The organism is Streptomyces sp. NPDC026538, assembly GCF_055567535.1.
Map to the genome: position 1 here is coordinate 189,918 of NZ_JBVHQG010000011.1, position 16,875 is coordinate 206,792.

The following is a 16,875-nucleotide window of genomic DNA, read 5'->3' on the forward strand; positions in this document are numbered from 1 at the left end:
GTGACGCGCCTGCGACTGGCAGGGATACGTCCGTTATGTACGCGATCGACTTCGACATCTCGTAACGTGTCACTCACGCGCTGTCACGGAGGTCACAGCTCGGTCCACGGCCCTTGTTGGAGATCCGGCACTGTGCTGGAATTCCACGGACCGCCGCGGGATCCAGCCGGCGCGCAGGGGGCGCAACGCAGCGCCGGGTGGCGGCGAGACAGGGGGAGCCAGCGCCGGTCACACTCACGACCAACAAGGGGCGCGCATTCAGGGCGCTCCCCCTATCAACGCCGACACCGTGTCTCTCCGTTCAGCGGAGGGGCGCCTGGTCCAGAGGTTGCGACGCTAGTGCAGGGACGTTTCAAGAGGGATGGCAGCGCTCCGGCAGAGCCGGGGGCGCACGGCGGGACCGACCGCGGTTCCTCGCCCCAGCACGCCCAGAACCCGGGCCCGGCCCCGGCCGGCGGTGGTGACGGTGGCGAGCGCCCCGGGCGCCCCGCCGTGTCGGCATCCTCGGGATCCTCGGGTCCCCAGCCGACCGCCACACCGACGCCCGTGGTCAAGCCCGCCAAGGGCCCGTCCGACGCCGGCTCGCGGATAGCCCTGCGCAACTGGCGGATCTCCACGCGCCTGGTGTCGCTGCTCGCGCTCCCCGTGGTGGCGGCGACCTCGCTGGGCGCGGTGCGCATCAACCAGTCGCTCGACAGCATCCAGCAGCTCGACAACATCAAGCTGCTGACCGCCATGACCAAGCAGGCCACCGAGCTGGCCGCCGCGCTCCAGGAGGAGCGCGACCAGTCGGCCGGTCCGCTGGCGCACGGTCAGTCGCCCACCAGCCCGGCGGTCAAGGGCTACGAGGACAAGACCGACCGCGCCCGCGACAACTTCCTCAACGCCTCCGAGCAGATCGACACCGCGAGCAAGAACGGTCAGCTCCAGGGCGTCCGGGACAGCCTCGTCGGTCTGGCCGGCCAGCTGGACGACCTGGCGAAGATCCGCAAGGACGCCTATCAGCAGAAGGAGAACTCGACCCAGACGGTCGAGGCCTACCACCGGCTGATCACCCAGCTGATCGACCTCTCGCAGGACATGGCGCAGGCCTCCAGCAACCCGGAGATGATCCAGCGCACCCGCGCCCTGGCGGCGTTCTCCACCGCCAAGGAGTACGCGTCGGTGCAGCGAGCGGTCATCGCCGCGGCCCTGCCCGCCGGCGACACGACCTTCGGCAACCTCTCCGAGAACGACCGCCTGTACGGCGAGTCGGCCCAGGAGAGCGAGACCTCCGAACTGACGATCTTCCGGAAGATCTACGCGGGCAACGCGGCCGAGCTGCTCAAGCCGGTCGACGAGAACAACCCGACGATCGAGTCCGCCAACACCTACGCCAAGCGCGCGCTGGGCGCCCAGAACGGTCTGAACGAGCTGTCCAAGCGGTCGTACCTCGACTGGGTGGACGACAGCTCGACCAAGATCGACCAGATGAAGAAGATCGAGCACACGCTGCTCGAGGACATGGAGCAGAAGGCCCGCGAGCTGCGGTCCTCCTCCGAGCAGGAAGCGATCATCTCCGGTGCGCTGATCCTGCTGGTCCTCGGCGTGTCGCTGGTCGGCGCCTTCATCGTGGCCCGCTCCATGATCCGCTCGCTGCGCCGCCTCCAGGAGACCGCCACCAAGGTCGCCCAGGACCGGCTGCCCGAGCTGGTCAAGCAGCTGTCCGAGTCCGACCCGCAGGACGTCGACACGTCCGTGGAGTCGGTCGGTGTGCACTCCCGGGACGAGATCGGCCAGGTGGCCGCGGCCTTCGACGACGTGCACCGCGAGGCGGTCCGCCTCGCCGCCGAGCAGGCCCTGCTGCGGGGCAACGTCAACGCGATGTTCACCAACCTCTCGCGCCGCTCCCAGGGCCTCATCCAGCGCCAGCTCTCGCTCATCTCCGAACTGGAGTCCCGCGAGGCCGACCCGGACCAGCTGTCCTCCCTCTTCAAGCTCGACCACCTCGCGACGCGTATGCGCCGTAACGGTGAGAACCTCCTCGTCCTCGCCGGTGAAGAGCCCGGCCGCCGCTGGACCCGCCCGGTCCCGCTGGTCGACGTGCTCCGCGCCGCCGCGTCCGAGGTGGAGCAGTACGAGCGCATCGAGCTGGCCGCCGTACCGACCACCGAAGTGGCCGGCCGTGTGGTCAACGACCTCGTGCACCTGCTCGCCGAGCTCCTCGAGAACGCCACCTCGTTCTCCTCGCCGCAGACCAAGGTCAAGGTCACCGGTCACGCGCTGCCCGACGGCCGCGTCCTGATCGAGATCCACGACACCGGTATCGGCCTCTCCCCCGAGGACCTCGCGGCGATCAACGAGCGGCTCGCCTCGCCGCCCACCGTGGACGTCTCGGTCTCCCGCCGCATGGGTCTGTTCGTGGTCGGCCGGCTGTCCCAGCGCCACGGCATCCGCATCCAGCTGCGTCCCTCCGACTCCGGTGGTACGACCGCGCTCGTCATGCTTCCCGTCGACGTCGCCCAGGGCGGCAAGAAGCCCGCTCCCGGCGGCAAGCCCGGCGCCCCGGCGTCGTCCGGCGGTCCGGCCGCCGCGCAGGCGGCCGCCGGTGCGGCCGCGGCTCGCCGCGGCGGCCAGGGCGGTGCCGGCGGTTCGCTCGGTGCGGGTGCCCCCGCTCCGGCCCTCGGCGGCGGTGCCCACGGTGCCCGCGGCGGGGCCCTCGGTTCCGGCGGCCCTTCCGGCGGCGGACTGCTCGGCGCCGGTGCGGCTCCGCGCGGCCAGGTCGGCGCGGGCCAGGGTCCCCGGGCCGCGCTGCCCGGCGCGGGCCCGAACGGCGGCCGTCCCGGCGCGCCGGGCGGTACCCGCGGCCAGCAGGGTCCGGCGGCTCCCCCGCAGGGCCGGCCCAACGGCGGCGGTACCTTCGGCGACCAGGACGGGTTCGGCAACCGGCAGGACCCCTTCGGCGGTCAGGACGCCTTCGGAAACCGGGGCCCGGTCCCGCCGCAGCGCTCCGCCTCCCCCTCCGACCAGGGCCGTCAGCCCCAACTGCCGCCGCGCGGTGGCCCGCGGGCCGAGCTGCCCGGCGGCAACCCGCAGCAGGGCAGGCCCAGCTGGAGCGACGACAACGCCCAGCCGCCGCTCTCCCGTGCCTCGCTGGACACCCCGCGCGGCCACGACGAGCAGGACCCGGCCCACACCGCGCCGATGCCCCGCATCGACGACCGGCAGGACCTGGGCGCCACCTCGCAGATGCCGGCGATCCCGCAGGGGCCGTCGGCCACCGGCTCGTACCCCCGCCCGGGCATGAACGGACCGCAGGACACGGGCTCCTTCCCCCGCCCCGGCGCGAACGGACCGCAGGACACCGGATCCTTCCCCCGCCCGAACGTGAACGGCCAGCAGGACACCGGCTCGTACCCCCGTCCCGGCGCGAACGGACCACAGGACACCGGATCGTTCCCCCGTCCCAACGTGAACGGCCAGCAGGACTCCGGGCAGTTCGTCCGCTCCGACGTCTTCGGCAGGCAGGCCGGGCCGCAGGGCGGCTCCCAGAACACCGGCCAGTTCGCCGCCCCGCAGGGCTACGACAACGGCTCCACCGGCCAGTTCGCCGCCCCGTCCTACGACAACGGCTCGACCGGCCAGCACGCCCTGCCCGGCCACCAGAACGGCTACGCGGGCAACGGTCAGAACGGCAACGGCCAGCACAACACGGGCCAGTTCGAGCGTCCGGGGACCAACGGCCGCGGTATGGACTTCGGCGCGGCACAGCGTCCGCCGGTCCCGCCGGCCCGTCAGGAGCCCGAGGCACTGCCGCCGGCCAGCGGTCCCGGTGACGGTCGTACCCCGCTGTACGACACGCTGGAGACCAACTGGTTCCACGGCGGTCAGCAGGAACAGCAGCACTCGCAGGGCAACGGTCACGGAAACGGCTCGGCGCCGGTCCCGCCCGTTCCTGCCCAGCCGCCGGCCCCGGCCGCCGCGGCCCCCCAGCGTCCCGCGCAGGCAGCCTGGCGCACCTCCCCGAACGACGACCTCGTTCGGCAGGCGGAGCGTGTACGGCAGCCGGCGGCGGGCGGTGTCACCACCTCCGGTCTGCCGCGCCGGGTGCCCAGGGCGAACCTCGTCCCGGGCACGGCTCAGCAGCAACAGCACCACACCGGTCCGCAGGTCTCGCGTGCGCCTGATGACGTCCGCGGCCGGCTGACCAATCTCCGTCGGGGTATCGCGCAGGGACGGCAGGCCGGCACCGGCCCGCAGACCGGCAGCTTCCCGAGCCCCACTCACCAGCAGGAGCGTTAGTTGAGTCCGATGAGCCAGGCGGCACAGAACCTGAACTGGTTGATCACCAACTTCGTGGACAACACCCCAGGTGTGTCCCACACCGTCGTCGTGTCCGCCGACGGTCTCCTTCTGGCGATGTCCGAAGGCTTCCCCCGTGACCGTGCCGACCAGCTGGCGGCCGTCGCGTCCGGACTCACCTCGCTGACGGCCGGGGCGTCCCGGATCTTCGAGGGCGGCGACGTCGCACAGACGGTCGTCGAGATGGAGCGCGGCTTTCTTTTCCTGATGTCCGTCTCGGACGGGTCGTCCCTCGCGGTCCTGGCCCACCCCGAGTGCGACATCGGCCTCGTCGGCTACGAGATGGCGCTCCTGGTCGACCGCGCGGGCGCGGTGCTCACGCCCGACCTGCGCGCCGAACTGCAAGGCAGTCTGCTCCACTGACAACCCGGATCCAACCCGCCTCACCAAATCACCGTCCGGCCGCCACAATCCCCCCACCGGCCACGTCCGACGGCACGACTGACCGACTTGCTGTCCCGCCCGGAGGAACGATGACCCCGCCCACCGCCTCTCATGATCCGTACGCGGAGCCGTACGGGGACGAGGGCGACCAGCCGCTGGTACGTCCTTACGCGATGACCGGCGGCCGGACCCGGCCGCGCTATCAGCTCGCCATCGAGGCACTGATCAGCACGACGGCCGACCCGGCAGCGCTCATGGGGCTGCTCCCGGAGCACCAGCGCATCTGCCACCTGTGCCGTGAGGTGAAGTCGGTCGCCGAGGTCTCGGCGCTGCTCGCCATGCCGCTCGGTGTGGCCCGGATCCTGGTGGCCGACCTCGCCGAGGCCGGCCTGGTCGCCATCCACCAGCCGGGCGGCGACGAGAACAACGGTGGCGCACCTGACGTGACGCTGCTCGAAAGGGTGCTCAGTGGACTTCGCAAGCTCTGACGGAGGTCGGGCCACCACCTCCGCGAAGATCGTGGTGGCGGGCGGCTTCGGCGTCGGCAAGACCACGTTCGTGGGAGCGGTCTCCGAGATCAACCCGCTGCGCACGGAGGCCGTGATGACGTCCGCCTCGGCGGGCATCGACGACCTGACCCACACCGGGGACAAGACCACCACCACGGTGGCCATGGACTTCGGACGTATCACGCTCGACCAGGACCTGATCCTGTACCTGTTCGGCACGCCGGGCCAGGACCGCTTCTGGTTCATGTGGGACGACCTGGTACGCGGCGCCATCGGTGCCGTCGTCCTCGTGGACACCCGCCGTCTCGCCGACTGCTTCCCGGCGGTGGACTACTTCGAGAACAGCGGTCTGCCGTTCGTCATAGCGCTCAACGGCTTCGACGGACACCAGCCCTACACGCCCGAAGAGGTGCGCGAGGCGCTGCAGATCGGCCCGGACGCGCCGATCATCACCACGGACGCCCGGCACCGCGCGGATGCCAAGAGTGCGCTGATCACGCTGGTGGAGCACGCCCTCATGGCACGGCTGCGGTAGCACCCAAGTCGTTCGTCATGTACGGCAGTTGTCGTACGGAAACCGGAGCCGACTGTGGCCTTTGACACGGTCGGCTCCGGTGTTCATAACGTTTCGGCAGAGGAATCCAGTGGTATCGCCACGCGTCGCGGTCGCGCGGTACCGCTGCGCTCACAACAGCCCCGCCTTTTGGCGGGGCTCGCTCTTTATGACCGTTTTATCTGGGCCTTACAAGACCGCACTCCATCGCTTTCCGCTGTTTGGAACTGCGTAGGCCCCCATGCTGGAATGCCTGAACTGCCCAATAGTCAAAGACGTACTGAGTAGTGGTCTGAGACACACCGGGCTCTGAGAGACTGCGGCACGACGATAGGTGCCCGCCGCCGAGAGGTTGTTGGTCGAGTGAGGCGAAGCAAGAACGGTCCCGAGCCGTCGGCACGGGGCAACTTCACCCCGCCGCCGCGCGCTGCGGCGCCCACCCCTGTGCCAGCCGCGGAACCACCGGCCGCGCCCGCGAAGAGCGGCGGCCGTTTCTCCCCGCGCAACTGGCGAGTGCCGACCAGGCTGAACGCGATTCTGCTCATACCCGTGGTCGTCGGTCTGGTCATGGGCGGCTTCCAGGTGAAGAGCTCCATCGACACCTGGAACGAGGCCCGGGACGCGGAGAACACCGCGCGCCTGGTCCGCGCCTCCCTCAGCTACGCCGACGCCCTGTACAACGAGCGTGACGTCACCGCGGCACCCCTGCTCCTGAACAAGGACAAGGCCACCGTCACCACGGCGCGCGCCGAGACCGACAAGGCCGCCGACGCCTTCGACGCGGCCGCGCAGAACATGCCGCAGAAGGCCGGCCTGGAGCGCCGGCTGAAGCTGTTCCGCGAGGCCGAGCCCAAACTGACGGCCCTCCGTGCCGCGGCGTACACCACCAAGCTCACCGGTGTGCAGACCGAAGAGGGGTACACCCTGGTCGCCCACCCGCTGATGGAGTTCGCCAACGAGCTCGGTCTGGGCACCGGAAACATCACCTCCTACGGCCGTACCGTCTACGCCATCTCGCTCACCAAGGCCGCCCTGTCGCTGGAGCGCTCGATCGGCATGCACCTGCTGATCAAGCCCGGCCCGGACGCCGGCAACCTGGCCAGCCAGCGGGTCGCCCTCTCGTCGTACGCCTATCTCGAAGGCATCGCCGTCGAGGAGTACATCGGCGGTGGCACCGAGGCGGACGCGCAGAAGCTGAACGACCTCCAGACGAAGATCAAGTCCGACGGCGCGGCACTGGTCCAGCAGGCCAAGGCCAAGGACCCGAACTACGTGGCCCCGCCGTCCAAGGACAACGCGATGGTCCAGGCGCTGGCGACGCTGCAGGACAGCGACACCAGCACCCGCCAGGCACTGGCCTCCCAGGGCGTCACCGCCGAGAACTGGTGGACGGTCAACACCCTCAAGTACCAGGCCTACCGCACGATCGAGTCGGACATGGCCAACAAGGCGGTGAGCGAGGCCTCCGACATCGCCGACAACGCGAAGACGGACGCGTTCATCACCGGTGCCGCGGTCGTGGTCGCCCTGCTCGCGGCGTTCATCCTGGCCGGCATGGTGGCCCGCCAGATGTCCCGCTCGATGCGCCAGCTGCGCAACGCCGCCTTCGGCATCGCCGAGCAGCGGCTGCCGATGCTGGTCGACCAGCTCTCCCGCACCGACCCCGGCCGGGTCGACACCCGGGTGGCGCCGATCCCGATCACCTCGACCGACGAGATCGGCGAAGTCGCCCGCGCGTTCGACCAGGTCCACCGCGAGGCCGTCCGGCTCGCCGCCGAGCAGGCCCTGCTGCGGGGCAACATCAACGCGATCTTCACCAACCTGTCGCGCCGCAACCAGTCGCTGATCGAGGGCCAGCTGACCCTGATCACCGACCTGGAGAACAACGAGGCCGACCCGGACCAGCTGGAGAACCTCTTCCGGCTGGACCACCTCGCGACCCGTATGCGCCGCAACGGCGAGAACCTCCTCGTCCTCGCCGGCGAGGAGCCCGGCCGCCGCTGGGACCAGCCGGTCCCGCTGGTCGACGTGCTCCGCGCCGCCTCCTCCGAGGTGGAGCAGTACGAGCGCATCGAGCTCTCCGGCGTCCCGGAGGCCGAGATCCACGGCCGCGCGGTCACCGACCTCGTGCACCTGCTGGCCGAGCTGCTGGAGAACGCGACGACGTTCTCCTCCCCGCAGACCAAGGTCCGCGTCACCGCGACCCGTCTCCCCGACGGCCGCATCATGATCGAGATCCACGACAAGGGCATCGGCCTCACCGCCGAGGACTTCGCGGACATCAACCACAAGCTGGCCAACCCGCCGACCGTGGACGCCGCGATCTCCCAGCGCATGGGCCTCTTCGTGGTCGGCCGGCTCTCCGACCGGCACGGCATCCGGGTCCAGCTGCGCCCCTCCGGCGAGCAGGCGGGCACCACCTCGCTGGTCATGCTGCCGGACGCCATCACCCACGGTGGCGGCGGCGAACAGCCTCTGGACCGCGAGGAGTTCACGGTCTCGCAGATCATCCCGGAGCAGCAGTTCCAGGCCGAGAACTTCAGCCAGCAGCCGCAGCTCCAGCCGATGCGTACGGCGGCCGAGCTGGGCTTCGACGACAGCCGCTACGTAGAGGTCCCCGACGACATCCGGGACCTGGACCCCGTCGGCCGCTCCCTGTTGCGCGAGGAGCGCCGTGCGGCCCTGGAGGCCCAGGCGCAGCCCGGGCAGGCCGCGCAGAACCCCCAGGAGACCGCGGAGATCCCGTCGTACGCCGACGAGTTCGACCGGGGCCGGCAGGGCTACGACAGCAACGGTACGGACTTCCAGGAACAGCCCACGGGCTTCGACGCCGGGCAGCAGTACCAGGAGCAGTCGCAGGGCGCGTACGACGAGCAGTACTACGCGCCGAACGGCGGCCTGCCGCGGAACGACACGTTCTCGGCCGACCCCTTCGCCACCAGTGGCGGCTACCCGGAGCCCGCGTATCCGGAACCGGCCCAGGAGGACCCCGCGGCCGCCCAGGCCGCCGCCTCCGAGTCGTTCCCGGCATTCGGGGAGCAGCAGCCCTACCAGGACGACTGGCCGCAGCAGGGGCAGCATCAGGACAGCTACCAGAACGGCTACCCGGCCCAGTACGCTCCCGAAGCGGAATCGGCGCAGGCCGGTGACGTGGACGAGCGGAACCGCGTAGGCTTCGACCGTCCGGGAGCGGCCCCTTCCGGGGGGCACCGGCTGACCGACGCCGGGCTGCCCCGCCGGGGATCCGGCGGCCCGAACGGCAACGGCCCGGCTCCCGTGCAGCAGGCTCCGGCCGCGGCTTCGGCTCCGGCGGCTCCGCGAGCCTCGGCTCCGGAGTCCAACGGCGACAGCAGCTGGCGTTCGGCGAACGACGAGCGCTGGCAGCAGGCCTCGCAGCTGCGCAAGCCCAAGGCGGGCGGGGTCACGTCCTCCGGCCTGCCGAGGCGGGTCCCCAAGGCCAACCTGGTCGAGGGAGCCGCCGAGAACACCCCTCAGGGAGGCCCACAGGTCTCCCGCGCCCCGGAGGACGTCCGGGGCAGGCTGAGCAACCTGCGCAGGGGCGTCCAGCGCGGACGCAACGCAGGCAGTGAAACGAACGGCCAGGGCTTCGGTCCTGACAGCACCTACAACCAGGAGCGTTAGTGTGAGCCCGATGAGCCAGGCGGCACAGAACCTGAACTGGTTGATCACCAACTTCGTGGACAACACCCCGGGGGTGTCCCACACGGTGGTGGTCTCCGCCGACGGACTCCTTCTGGCGATGTCCGAAGGCTTCCCCCGCGACCGCGCCGACCAACTCGCGGCCGTCGCCTCCGGTCTGACGTCTCTGACGGCAGGCGCCTCCCGGATTTTCGAGGGCGGCAGCGTGAATCAGACGGTTGTGGAGATGGAGCGGGGATTCCTGTTCATCATGTCCGTTTCCGATGGGTCGTCCTTGGCCGTTCTGGCCCACCCGGAGGCCGACATCGGCCTGATTGGGTACGAGATGGCCCTTTTGGTGGACCGAGCAGGCACCGTTCTTACCCCGGATCTGCGTGCGGAACTCCAGGGAAGCCTTCTCAACTAATAGTCAGACGGTGCGTTTTAGCGTCCCGGGGCCGTAAGGTTTCGGGACGCGGCTCCACAGGGATGGGTGCCCGGCACGGTCGGAGGAGGAGAGAAAGTGGCAACACCCCCAAACGGTTCGAATAACGGCAACTGGTCGTACGGTCCTGCGCAGGGCCAGGGCGACGGTTCCGCGAACCGGTACAACTTCCCCTCCGCGCCTAGCCACCGGCAGCCGTACGCACCGCAGGGCCCCGGCCCGTCGCCGTACGACCAGCCGCCGGCGCCGCGCATCCAGCCGGTACAGCCGCAGCGTCGTCCCGAGCCGGCGCCGGCCTCGGGGTCGCACAACCCCTTGGTGCGTCCGTACGCCATGACCGGTGGCCGGACCCGCCCGCGGTACCAGCTCGCCATCGAGGCACTGGTGCACACCACCGCGCAGCCGCACCAGATGCAGGGCCAGCTGCCCGAGCATCAGCGGATCTGCAACCTCTGCCGGGAGATCAAGTCGGTGGCCGAAGTCTCGGCCCTCCTGTCGATCCCTCTCGGCGTGGCCAGGATCCTCGTCGCCGACTTGGCGGAGGCGGGCCTGGTCGCCATCCATCAGCCCGGCGGCGACGAGAACGCCGGTGGCCAGCCAGACGTGACACTGCTCGAAAGGGTGCTCAGTGGACTTCGCAAGCTCTAGCGGCGGTCCTTCCCGCTCCACCACCTCCGCGAAGATCGTGGTGGCGGGCGGCTTCGGCGTGGGCAAGACCACGTTCGTCGGTGCCGTCTCGGAGATCAACCCGCTGCGCACAGAGGCCGTGATGACGTCCGCGTCTGCCGGCATCGACGACCTCACCCACACCGGGGACAAGACGACCACCACGGTCGCCATGGACTTCGGCCGCATCACCCTGGACCAGGACCTGATCCTGTACCTGTTCGGCACGCCGGGCCAGGACCGCTTCTGGTTCATGTGGGACGACCTGGTACGCGGCGCGATCGGCGCCATCGTCCTCGTGGACACCCGCCGACTCGCCGACTGCTTCCCCGCGGTCGACTACTTCGAGAACTCGGGTCTCCCCTTCGTCATCGCCCTCAACGGCTTCGACGGCAACCAGCCGTACAACCCGGAAGAGGTCCGCGAGGCGCTCCAGATCGGCCCCGACACCCCGATCATCACGACGGACGCCCGCCACCGCGCGGACGCCAAGTCGGCCCTGATCACCCTGGTCGAACACGCCCTGATGGCCCGCCTGCGCTAGCGGTCGTCCCTCCGAGGGGCCCCTTCCACCCGGAACGGGCCCCTTTGTCGTACCCCCGTCGTGTGCCGGTTCGTCAGACCCCGCTGTTCGGGACCCTCTTCGTCGTGGTGCGCTCGTCGTACCCCGGCGCGCGCCGGGCGCTCAGCGCTGTGTGCGCGCGCCCCGGGCCCGCGCCCACAGCGCCGTAGGGGCGGCTCCTGCGGCCCGGCAGAGCCTCCGGGAGGGGGAAGCCGGGCCCGGGGGTCGCAGGCCGCCCACAGGGCGCCCAGGGGCGCGCCGGTCGCTCGGCGGGTCCGGCACCGGAATCCGTGACGCCACGGAGCACGACCACGGCCCCGCCCTCCCGAAGGAGGAGCGGGGCCGTGGGTCGACGCTGCGGCGAGAGCTCAGTGCCAGCTGTGCGGGGCGCGGAAGCCGTTCTCGCGTTCCAGGCGGCGCCAGCCGGCCTTCGCGCGGCCTCGGTGGGTCTGCTCGGTGTCGGCGGTCGGCCGGGCGGCCGCGCGGGCCAGGAGGACCGCCGTTATGGCGGCGACTTCCTCCGGGTCGGCGTTGCCCTTCTCCACGCGAATGTCAGGGACGTTCATGGATTCAGTCTCCGTGAGAGAGGTTTCCGCAGGATTACTGCGGGGGGTTGCCGTGCTTACGGGACGGCAGGTCGGCGTGCTTGGTGTGCAGCATCGCCAGCGACTTGGCGAGCACCTCGCGGGTCTCGGCCGGGTCGATGACGTCGTCGACCAGGCCGCGCTCGGCCGCGTAGTAGGGGTGCATGAGCTCTGCCTTGTACTCCTTGACCATCTTCTGCCGCATGGCCTCGGGGTCCTCGGCGGAGGCGATCTGCCGACGGAAGATCACGTTGGCGGCACCCTCGGCGCCCATGACCGCGATCTCGTTCGTCGGCCAGGCGTACGTCAGGTCGGCACCGATCGACTGGGAGTCCATGACGATGTAGGCACCTCCGTACGCCTTGCGCAGGATCAGTGAGATCCGGGGCACGGTCGCGTTGCAGTAGGCGTAGAGGAGCTTCGCGCCGTGGCGGATGATCCCGCCGTGTTCCTGGTCGACGCCGGGGAGGAAGCCCGGTACGTCCAGGAAGGTGACGATCGGAACATTGAAAGCGTCACACATCTGGACAAAGCGCGCAGCTTTTTCGCTCGCCTCGATGTCCAGGACGCCCGCCAGCACCTGCGGCTGGTTGGCGATGATGCCCACGACCTGGCCGTCGATCCGGGCCAGCGCGCAGATGATGTTCCGCGCCCAGCGCTCGTGGACCTCCAGGTAGTCGCCGTCGTCGACGATCTCCTCGATCACCTTGGCCATGTCGTACGGCCGGTTGCCGTCGGCCGGCACCAGGTCCAGGAGGACGTCGCCGCGACGGTCCACCGGGTCCGTGCAGTCGACCCGGGGCGGGTTCTCGCGGTTGTTCTGCGGGAGGAGGGAGAGGAGGTAGCGGACCTCCGCGATGCAGGTCTCCTCGTCGTCGTACGCGAAGTGGCAGACGCCGGAGGTCTCGGCGTGCACGTCGGCGCCGCCGAGGCCGTTCTGGGTGATCTCCTCGCCGGTGACCGCCTTGACGACGTCCGGGCCGGTGATGAACATCTGCGAGGTCTCGCGGACCATGAAGACGAAGTCGGTGAGGGCGGGGCTGTAGGCCGCGCCGCCCGCGCACGGGCCGAGCATCACGGAGATCTGCGGGATGACACCGGACGCCTTGGTGTTGCGCTGGAAGATGCCGCCGTAGCCGGCGAGCGCGGAGACGCCCTCCTGGATGCGGGCGCCGGCGCCGTCGTTCAGGGAGACCAACGGGGCGCCGGCCGCGATGGCCATGTCCATGATCTTGTGGATCTTGGTGGCGTGGGCCTCGCCCAGCGCGCCGCCGAAGATCCGGAAGTCATGGGCGTAGACGAAGACGGTACGACCCTCGACCGTGCCCCAGCCGGTGATGACGCCGTCGGTGTAGGGCTTCTTGGCCTCCAGGCCGAAACCGACCGCGCGATGCCGGCGCAGCTGCTCGACCTCCTGGAAGGAGTCCGGGTCCAGGAGCAGCTCGATGCGCTCCCGGGCCGTGAGCTTGCCCTTGGCATGCTGCGCCTCGGTCGCCTTCTCGCTGGGCCCCGCCACGGCCGCCGCACGGATCTCGTGCAGCTCGGCGACCCGCCCGCGCGCGTCCGTCGGCTCGCCGGTGGGCTCACCCGTCGTCTCTTCCAAAACGGTCATGTAGCGACCTTACGAAGGACACCAAGGATTACGAGACGTCGACTCCGTACAGTCTCCGACCCGTTTTCCTGGAAGCACCGAACAGAACCGGAACGACATGCAGCCGTTCCGACTGCTCAGGGGGCTGTGGCGTTGTAGGGGTGCCACAAAGGCGGGGCCTGAGACGCGCCTCACATTCATGGCCGAGCCATACCACCCCAGGGGTGACGGGGCCCCCGGACGGCGGTCCCCCACCCCTCCGACTCCACTCCCTTCCGAGCCTAACCGCACCCTCGCCACCCGCTCCCGTCGTGTCGCGATTCAGCCCGGGCGGCATTACGGTGCGTAATGAGCGCCACACGCGAACGGATGATGTTGAAGGTTGTACGGAATAGGGTTACGGTGGGCGTCGTTGAGTTCGTTGAACGTTAAACATCAACGGTCCGCGCCTACGGCATCCACCGCTCCTAGGCCGCGACCCGTCCCCCTCAAGGAGCACGTCATGGGTATCTTCGGCCGCAAGAACGACGCCGCCGCCACCGTCCCCGCCGCCGACACGGCCGCGCTGACCGGCGACTACACGATCGACCCGGCGCACACCACGCTCGGCTTCGTGGCCCGCCACGCGATGGTCACCAACGTCAAGGGCAGCTTCCAGCAGTTCGAGGGCTCGCTGCACCTGGACGGCTCGGACCCGGCGAAGTCCACCGCCACCCTCGACATCACGATGGAGAGCATCACCACGGGCAGCCCGGACCGTGACGGTCACCTGAAGTCGGCGGACTTCTTCAAGACGGACGAGTTCCCGACGATGACCTTCCGCTCCACCAAGGCGGAGGCCCTCGGCGGCGATGACTACCGCATCACCGGCGACCTCACGATCCTCGGTGTCTCCCGGCCGGTCACCATCGACCTGGAGTTCAACGGCGCCGCGAAGGACCCGTTCGGCAACGAGCGCGTCGGCTTCGAGGGCAAGGCCGAGATCAAGCGCTCCGACTGGGGCGTGACCTGGAACGCGGCGCTGGAGACCGGCGGCGTCCTGGTCTCCGACAAGATCAAGCTGAACTTCGACATCTCCGCGATCAAGAACGCGTGAGCCCGCGGCGCCGGACCGCCGGCCCCGATCACGCCCGCTGAGCGCCCGCCCTCGACTCCCCTGAGGGCGGGCGCTCGGCCGTGTCCGGATGTCCCGCGCGTGCCCTAGTAATCGATGGTCGGGTACCAGTCGCCGCGCCCTTGCGGGGTCAGATCGAGCAGGTGCCAGACGGGTGTCAGCAGGTCGATGCCGCGCTCCTGGATGTCGTCGGCCATGCGCGGATGGGCGGAGTATGCGTGCCGGACCGTGCCGTCGCCGTCGCGGGTGAAGACGGAGACCGTGGAGTCCTGCTCGCCCTCCTTGTCCTCGCTGCCCAGGTCGTACTTGAACGTGCTGTCACCACAGCTGAGCAGCCGCAGCCGGTGCCAGCCGCGGTCGCGGGCGTACTGGCGGAGGACGGGCGGGTCGGCCGCCGCGGCGATGACGAAGTCCGCGTTCCGGGACACGTGGTGGGCGATGCCGTTGAAGCCGTCGATCCACATCGTGCACATCGGACAGGCGCTGGTCTGGAGCTTGCCGTACATGAAGTGATAGACGATCAGCGGGCGTTCGGGGCCGGAGAACAGCTCGCTCAACGCGACCTCATGGACCGGGGTGTCCCCGGCGTCGAGGCCTGACGGCCCTTCGAGGAAGACGTAGTCGTCGACGGCCGGCCCCGGCGGGAGCGCCCGGCGCAGCGCCGCGACCTCCTCCCGGCGCCGCATCAGCTCGATCTCGGCCGCCCGTAGCTCCTCGCGGGCACCGGCATACTCCCCGGACTCCCCGACCAGCCTCGTCTGCCGCACCATCGCGTCCTCCTGGGGTGGGGTCCCCCGCCCGGACCCTCAAGTCTAGGCCGGTGACCTGGCTCACTCACCTTCGTAGAGACGCGCAAGGTCGACCAGCACCGTGCGGGGGCCTGCCCTGGCCCTGCTCATCGCCGCGGCCTGCGCCATCGAAGCAGGCCGCGTCCCGTCTCCGTGCCGGCCGACGAACTCCAAGCGGCGGCCGACCGAGTGAGCGGACTGACCGCACCAGGCTGGACCGGTACGAGACCCCGCTCGTACCGCGCCCGGTGTTCGAGGTCAGTTGTCAGCGCTTGGACGCGGAGCGCGGGCCATGCCGACGGATCTGCGGTGCCGGCGGTAGAACGCCTCGCGGATGTGGGGGTGTTGGAGTCCCGGTCCACCTTGAGGCGCGGCGTGCCGGCTTCCTGGTCGACGACCCCACTGCTTGGAGAGTCATGAAGACCGCAGCACTGACATGGTCCAAGTCCAGCTACAGCAGTAGTGAAGGCGGCAACTGCGTAGAGGTGGCCACCCACCCCACCGCCGTCCACGTTCGCGACTCCAAGAACCCCGACGCCGCCCACCTCACCGTCTCCCCCGCCACCTGGACCGCATTCCTCGGGCATACGACCAGGTGACGTCTCCTGACTAGGCCTCGCTCGGCCGTACCTCGGGGCGTGCCGTCGTCCTTCTGCGGGGTACCGGCAGCAGCCACCACGCCGAGGCCACCGAGAGGGTCGCGCCCACCGCGATGGCTGCCAGGCGGGTCGGCAGCAGGGATTCCGCGTTCTGGCCGAAGTAGCCGAGGAGCAGGGAGAGGGCCGTGGTCATGCCGGCTGCCCAGTACGCGTAGTTGAGAGGGCGCAGCCACAGGGCGACGGCCAGGACGGCGAACATCAGGGCCACCGGGGTGTGGCCCGTGACGCCCGCCTCCGCCACCGCCGTCGCCAGGAGTGTGCCCGCGCAGGCCCCGGCCAGCCGTTCAACCCCCTTGCGCAGGACGTCGGTCCGGCCTCGGTTGCCGCTCGCCGCGACGTACGCGGTCAGGACGGCCCACGGCCAGTGGTCGTCGAAGAGGACACGGCCCAGTACGAAGGCGGTTGCGATGGCCGCCGCCATCTGGAGGGCCATGCGGGTGCTGGGGCGTGGGTGGAGACGCGAGCGGCGTGGGGGCGGGTCGGGGGTCGGGGCCGCGCGCCAGGGGCTGCAGCGGTCGCCGAGTGCCTGCACCAGCCAGACCGAGCCGCATGCCAGCACCCCGATCAGCGCCGACCAGCCCCAGGTCACCAGGCCGCTCTGCGCCGCCGCCGGCAGCGCGGGGCCGGGGACCACGAGGAGGGCCACCAGGGGGAGGGCGATCAGCGTGCCCGCCTTGGTGCCGGCCGGCCCGTACCGGCGGATCCAGATGGCCAGCGCCATCCCGGCCGTGTAGACGGCCGCGCCCGCCGCGTAGTGCGAGGCGAGCAGCCGACCGACGAAGATCGAGGCGGCGGCTGTGACGGGCAGCAGCACCAGCGCCATCAGCCGCCTGCGGGTGTCGGCGGTGCGCTGGGCGGCGGCGAGGGTCAGGGTGAGGGCGACCGCGAGGACCAGCACATCGGTGTGCAGCCCGGCGGCACCCTCCAGCACCAGCGCGGCTCCCCAGGAGAGCAGCACGGCCGTCATCGTCAGCCCGGCTTCGTACGCGTTGCGTATGAGTTTGGGGGTCACTGGACTGAGGATACGGGCCAAGCAGGTC

Annotated in this window: 14 protein-coding genes; 10 read left to right on the forward strand and 4 right to left on the reverse strand. The window is 70.3% G+C overall.

The genetic code is table 11. The features are described from left to right. Window positions 1-339 precede the first annotated feature (339 nt). From ACZ4N4_RS36050 to ACZ4N4_RS36085, 8 genes are all read left to right on the forward strand, one after another. Complete coding sequence (locus tag ACZ4N4_RS36050) at window positions 340-4,281, forward strand: sensor histidine kinase (RefSeq protein WP_467596796.1); 3,942 nt, start codon at window positions 340-342, stop codon at window positions 4,279-4,281. 9 nt (window positions 4,282-4,290) lie between these two features. Continuing rightward, window positions 4,291-4,704, forward strand: a complete 414-nt coding sequence (locus tag ACZ4N4_RS36055) for a roadblock/LC7 domain-containing protein (RefSeq protein WP_005479910.1) — start codon at window positions 4,291-4,293, stop codon at window positions 4,702-4,704. A gap of 110 nt (window positions 4,705-4,814) precedes the next feature. Then, window positions 4,815-5,213: a DUF742 domain-containing protein gene (locus tag ACZ4N4_RS36060; protein ID WP_019058642.1), complete on the forward strand. Its 399-nt coding sequence runs from the start codon at window positions 4,815-4,817 to the stop codon at window positions 5,211-5,213. Further along, complete coding sequence (locus ACZ4N4_RS36065; protein ID WP_046729249.1) at window positions 5,194-5,769, forward strand: GTP-binding protein; 576 nt, start codon at window positions 5,194-5,196, stop codon at window positions 5,767-5,769. The genes ACZ4N4_RS36060 and ACZ4N4_RS36065 overlap by 20 nt, the downstream gene beginning before the upstream one ends. Window positions 5,770-6,150: 381 nt before the next feature. Beyond that, the gene (locus ACZ4N4_RS36070) at window positions 6,151-9,429 is read left to right on the forward strand and encodes a nitrate- and nitrite sensing domain-containing protein (protein WP_467596799.1); all 3,279 of its coding nucleotides are present in this window, start codon (window positions 6,151-6,153) and stop codon (window positions 9,427-9,429) included. Between the two features lie 10 nt (window positions 9,430-9,439). Then, the gene (locus ACZ4N4_RS36075) at window positions 9,440-9,853 is read left to right on the forward strand and encodes a roadblock/LC7 domain-containing protein (protein ID WP_005479603.1); all 414 of its coding nucleotides are present in this window, start codon (window positions 9,440-9,442) and stop codon (window positions 9,851-9,853) included. A gap of 96 nt (window positions 9,854-9,949) precedes the next feature. Continuing rightward, on the forward strand, window positions 9,950-10,519 hold the full coding sequence (locus ACZ4N4_RS36080; protein WP_384488791.1) for a DUF742 domain-containing protein: 570 nt from the start codon (window positions 9,950-9,952) through the stop codon (window positions 10,517-10,519). Then, window positions 10,500-11,081, forward strand: a complete 582-nt coding sequence (locus ACZ4N4_RS36085; RefSeq protein ID WP_046729246.1) for a GTP-binding protein — start codon at window positions 10,500-10,502, stop codon at window positions 11,079-11,081. The genes ACZ4N4_RS36080 and ACZ4N4_RS36085 overlap by 20 nt, the downstream gene beginning before the upstream one ends. Before the next feature lie 386 nt (window positions 11,082-11,467). Here the strand turns inward: ACZ4N4_RS36085 and ACZ4N4_RS36090 are convergent, their stop codons facing one another. Beyond that, on the reverse strand, window positions 11,468-11,665 hold the full coding sequence (locus ACZ4N4_RS36090; protein WP_089098553.1) for an acyl-CoA carboxylase subunit epsilon: 198 nt from the start codon (window positions 11,663-11,665) through the stop codon (window positions 11,468-11,470). A gap of 34 nt (window positions 11,666-11,699) precedes the next feature. Then, on the reverse strand, window positions 11,700-13,295 hold the full coding sequence (locus ACZ4N4_RS36095) for an acyl-CoA carboxylase subunit beta (RefSeq protein WP_467596804.1): 1,596 nt from the start codon (window positions 13,293-13,295) through the stop codon (window positions 11,700-11,702). A gap of 481 nt (window positions 13,296-13,776) precedes the next feature. Here ACZ4N4_RS36095 and ACZ4N4_RS36100 point away from each other — a divergent pair, with 481 nt between their 5' ends. Continuing rightward, window positions 13,777-14,370 carry a YceI family protein gene (locus ACZ4N4_RS36100; RefSeq protein WP_467596806.1) on the forward strand — a complete coding sequence of 198 codons (594 nt, stop codon included), beginning with the start codon at window positions 13,777-13,779 and terminating at the stop codon, window positions 14,368-14,370. A 104-nt stretch (window positions 14,371-14,474) separates the two neighbouring features. Here the strand turns inward: ACZ4N4_RS36100 and ACZ4N4_RS36105 are convergent, their stop codons facing one another. Continuing rightward, window positions 14,475-15,158, reverse strand: coding sequence for a DUF899 family protein (locus tag ACZ4N4_RS36105; RefSeq protein WP_467596808.1), 684 nt, complete (start codon window positions 15,156-15,158; stop codon window positions 14,475-14,477). Window positions 15,159-15,592: 434 nt separating this feature from the next. Between ACZ4N4_RS36105 and ACZ4N4_RS36110 the strand changes: the two genes are divergently transcribed. Further along, the gene (locus ACZ4N4_RS36110) at window positions 15,593-15,775 is read left to right on the forward strand and encodes a DUF397 domain-containing protein (protein WP_467596810.1); all 183 of its coding nucleotides are present in this window, start codon (window positions 15,593-15,595) and stop codon (window positions 15,773-15,775) included. A gap of 10 nt (window positions 15,776-15,785) precedes the next feature. Here the strand turns inward: ACZ4N4_RS36110 and ACZ4N4_RS36115 are convergent, their stop codons facing one another. After that, window positions 15,786-16,847 carry an FUSC family protein gene (locus ACZ4N4_RS36115; RefSeq protein ID WP_467596811.1) on the reverse strand — a complete coding sequence of 354 codons (1,062 nt, stop codon included), beginning with the start codon at window positions 16,845-16,847 and terminating at the stop codon, window positions 15,786-15,788. Window positions 16,848-16,875: the final 28 nt, after the last annotated feature.